Consider the following 2,907-nt stretch of genomic DNA (forward strand, 5'->3'; position numbering starts at 1 on the left):
CGTGCTCGCCGAGAACATCGGGGACAACCCGAACGCCGTCACCCGCTTCGTGCTGGTTGCCCGAACCGCGCCGATCCCGCCCGCGACCGGCGCGGACAAGACCAGCATCGTCGCCGAGCTCCCGGAGGACCGCGCGGGAGCGCTGCTCGAGATGCTCGAGCAGTTCGCCACCAGGGGCGTGAACCTGAGCCTGCTGGAGTCGCGTCCGATCGGCGACGCCCTCGGCCGCTATCGCTTCGTCATCGACCTGGACGGGCACATCCTGGACGAACGGGTCGCGGATGCCCTGCTCGGGCTCAAGAGGTTCAGCCCGAACGTCATCTTCCTCGGTTCGTATCCGAGGGCAGACAGGGTGCGGACGATCGTGACCGAGCGCTACGGCAACGAGACCTTCACGGATGCGCGCGCCTGGCTGCGCGGCCTCATCGCGGGCGACCCGAGGGGATGAGCAGACTGGCGGAGCGGGCGGGGGCTCAGGCCGGGATCTTGACGGCGAGGGCGCCCGGGTCCACCCAGGCGTGAACGGCCGCGGCCTCGCAGAACGGGTCGCCGTCGAGTTGGAAGTCCTGGGGCGCCTCCACGGTCAGTCGCAGGTCTTTGCCGGTGAAGTAGAGCACGTCTTTCACATCGGCGGTCAGATCGATGATCGACCGACCAATGGCGCTCTTGCGCAGCACACCGTTCTCCCAGGCCACCTTGTTCCACACCTTGAGCCAGCCGAAGGGTCCGCGGGGGCGGAGTGCGGCGATGTCGAGCAGGCCGTCGTCGGGCTTGGCATCCGGCATGAGCAGGATGCCGCCGGGCAGCGCCCCGCAGTTTCCGATGATGACCGTGTGCACGCTCGTCGACCGCTCCGGTGAGCCGTCGAGGCTGAAGCGCAGCCGGATCGGCTCGAGGGAGGGCAGCACCCGGACGCCGGCGTCGACGTAGGCGAGCCAGCCCACCGCCTTCTTGAGCTTCGGATTCGTGCGCGCGATCATCTTGGCATCGAGCCCGAGCCCGGCCATGACCAGGAAGACGTGCTCCTCGGTCGTCCCGTCGGCGCGCTCGATCTCCGCGATGCCGAGGTCGATCCGGCGCTCGCCGCCGGTGAAGGCCGCACCGATCGACTCGACCTGATGGGTGAGCGTGAGGTTGAGATTGCGGGCGAGCAGATTGCCGGTCCCCGACGGCACGAGGGCGATCGGGACGCCGGTTCCCCGCAGCGCCTCCGCGACGGCGCGCACCGTTCCGTCCCCTCCGACGGCGAGCACCACCTCCGCCCCCTGGGCGATGGCGGCACGGGTCTGGCCCTGGCCAGCATCCTCCTCTGTCGTGGCGAACCACAGCGTCTCGCCCCAGCCGGCCGCGTGCTGCGCATCCGCGACGCCCTTTTCCAGCCGGGCGAGATCCACCTTGATCGGGTTGTAGACGACCGCCGCGTGCCGTTCGGCGGATGCGGAGGTTGTTGGCACGTCACCAACGCTACGGCATAGCTCAATAGACTTAGGCTCGTGATCGACCCGCAGCTTCTCCGTGACAATCCCGATTCGATCAGGGCCTCGCAGCGAGCCAGGGGCGACTCCGTCGAACTGGTCGACACCGCGCTGACCGCGGACGTCGACCGTCGCAGCGCCATCGCCGAATCCGAGAGCCTCCGGGCGACGCAGAAGACGCTGGGCAAGCAGGTCGCTCAGGCGACCGGCGAGGAGAAGGCCCGACTGCTCGCCGAGGCGCAGCAGCTGGCGGCCAGGGTCAAGGAGCTCGCCCAGGTGGCCGCGGATGCCGAGGCCGAGTTCACCAGGGCTGTCGGCAGCATCGCCAACCCGATCATCGATGGTGTCCCCGCCGGCGGCGAGGAGGACTTCGTCACCCTGCGCGAGGTGGGGGAGAAGCCGCGGTTCGATTTCGAGGCCCGCGATCATCTCGAGCTCGGCGAACTGCTGCGGGCGATCGACATGACCCGTGGCGCCAAGGTGTCCGGCAGCCGGTTCTACTTCCTGCGCGGCATCGGCGCGCGGCTGGAGCTCGCCCTGATGAACCTCGCGCTCGACAAGGCGCTCACCGAGGGCTTCGAGCCGCTCATCACACCGACCCTGGTGCGGCCGGAGATCATGGCCGGCACCGGCTTCCTCGGCTCGCACGCCGATGAGATCTACTACCTCCCCGCCGACGACCTCTATCTCACCGGAACCAGCGAGGTCGCTCTCGCCGGGTTCCACTCCGACGAGATCCTCGACCTCACGGACGGCCCGCTGCGCTACGCCGGATGGTCGACCTGCTACCGGCGCGAGGCCGGTTCCGGCGGCAAGGACACCCGCGGCATCCTGCGAGTGCACCAGTTCAACAAGCTCGAGATGTTCAGCTACGTGCTGCCGGAGGACGCCGAGGCCGAGCACGACCGCCTGGTCTCGTTCCAGGAGTCGATGCTGCAGGCCTGCGAGCTCAGCTACCGCGTGATCGACGTCGCCGCGGGGGATCTCGGTTCGAGCGCGGCACGCAAGTTCGACATCGAGGCCTGGGTGCCCACCCAGGGCACCTATCGCGAGCTCACCAGCACGAGCAACTGCACCACCTATCAGGCGCGCAGGCTGGACATCCGCTACCGCACCGAGTCGGGCAAGACCGCTCCGGTCGCGACCCTCAACGGCACCCTCGCGACGACCCGCTGGCTCGTCGCCATCCTCGAGACCCACCAGCAGGCCGACGGATCCGTTGTCGTGCCGGCCGCGCTGCGTCCGTACCTGGGTGGCCTCGAGGTCATGGAACCCGTTCGATGACCGATCGCTGGCTCATCGCGCTGGACATCGACGGAACGCTCATCGGAGAGGACGGCTCCGTCTCCGACGAGGTCATCAACCAGGTGCAGCGGGTCGAGGGACTCGGCCACGAGGTGATGCTCGCCACCGGCCGGTCGGTGTCGATGAC

Annotated in this window: 4 protein-coding genes; 3 read left to right on the forward strand and 1 reads right to left on the reverse strand. The window is 68.8% G+C overall.

Annotated features, from left to right (window positions below; all coding sequences use genetic code 11):
- Window positions 1-448 (forward strand): prephenate dehydratase (locus VGC18_RS01630; RefSeq protein WP_331093548.1); only part of this gene is annotated, 448 nt, incomplete at its 5' end.
- Window positions 449-473: 25 nt separating this feature from the next.
- Here the strand turns inward: VGC18_RS01630 and VGC18_RS01635 are convergent.
- Window positions 474-1,454, reverse strand: a complete 981-nt coding sequence (locus tag VGC18_RS01635) for a diacylglycerol/lipid kinase family protein (protein ID WP_331093550.1) — start codon at window positions 1,452-1,454, stop codon at window positions 474-476.
- A gap of 39 nt (window positions 1,455-1,493) precedes the next feature.
- Here VGC18_RS01635 and serS point away from each other — a divergent pair, with 39 nt between their 5' ends.
- Together serS and VGC18_RS01645 are read left to right on the forward strand one after the other, a co-directional pair.
- Window positions 1,494-2,759, forward strand: coding sequence for a serine--tRNA ligase (gene serS / locus VGC18_RS01640; RefSeq protein WP_331093552.1), 1,266 nt, complete (start codon window positions 1,494-1,496; stop codon window positions 2,757-2,759).
- Window positions 2,756-2,907 (forward strand): HAD hydrolase family protein (locus VGC18_RS01645; RefSeq protein WP_331093554.1); only part of this gene is annotated, 152 nt, incomplete at its 3' end. The genes serS and VGC18_RS01645, both read left to right, overlap by 4 nt.

The sequence above is a fragment of the Lacisediminihabitans sp. genome (assembly GCF_036404185.1).
Taxonomy (GTDB): Bacteria; Actinomycetota; Actinomycetes; order Actinomycetales; family Microbacteriaceae; genus Lacisediminihabitans.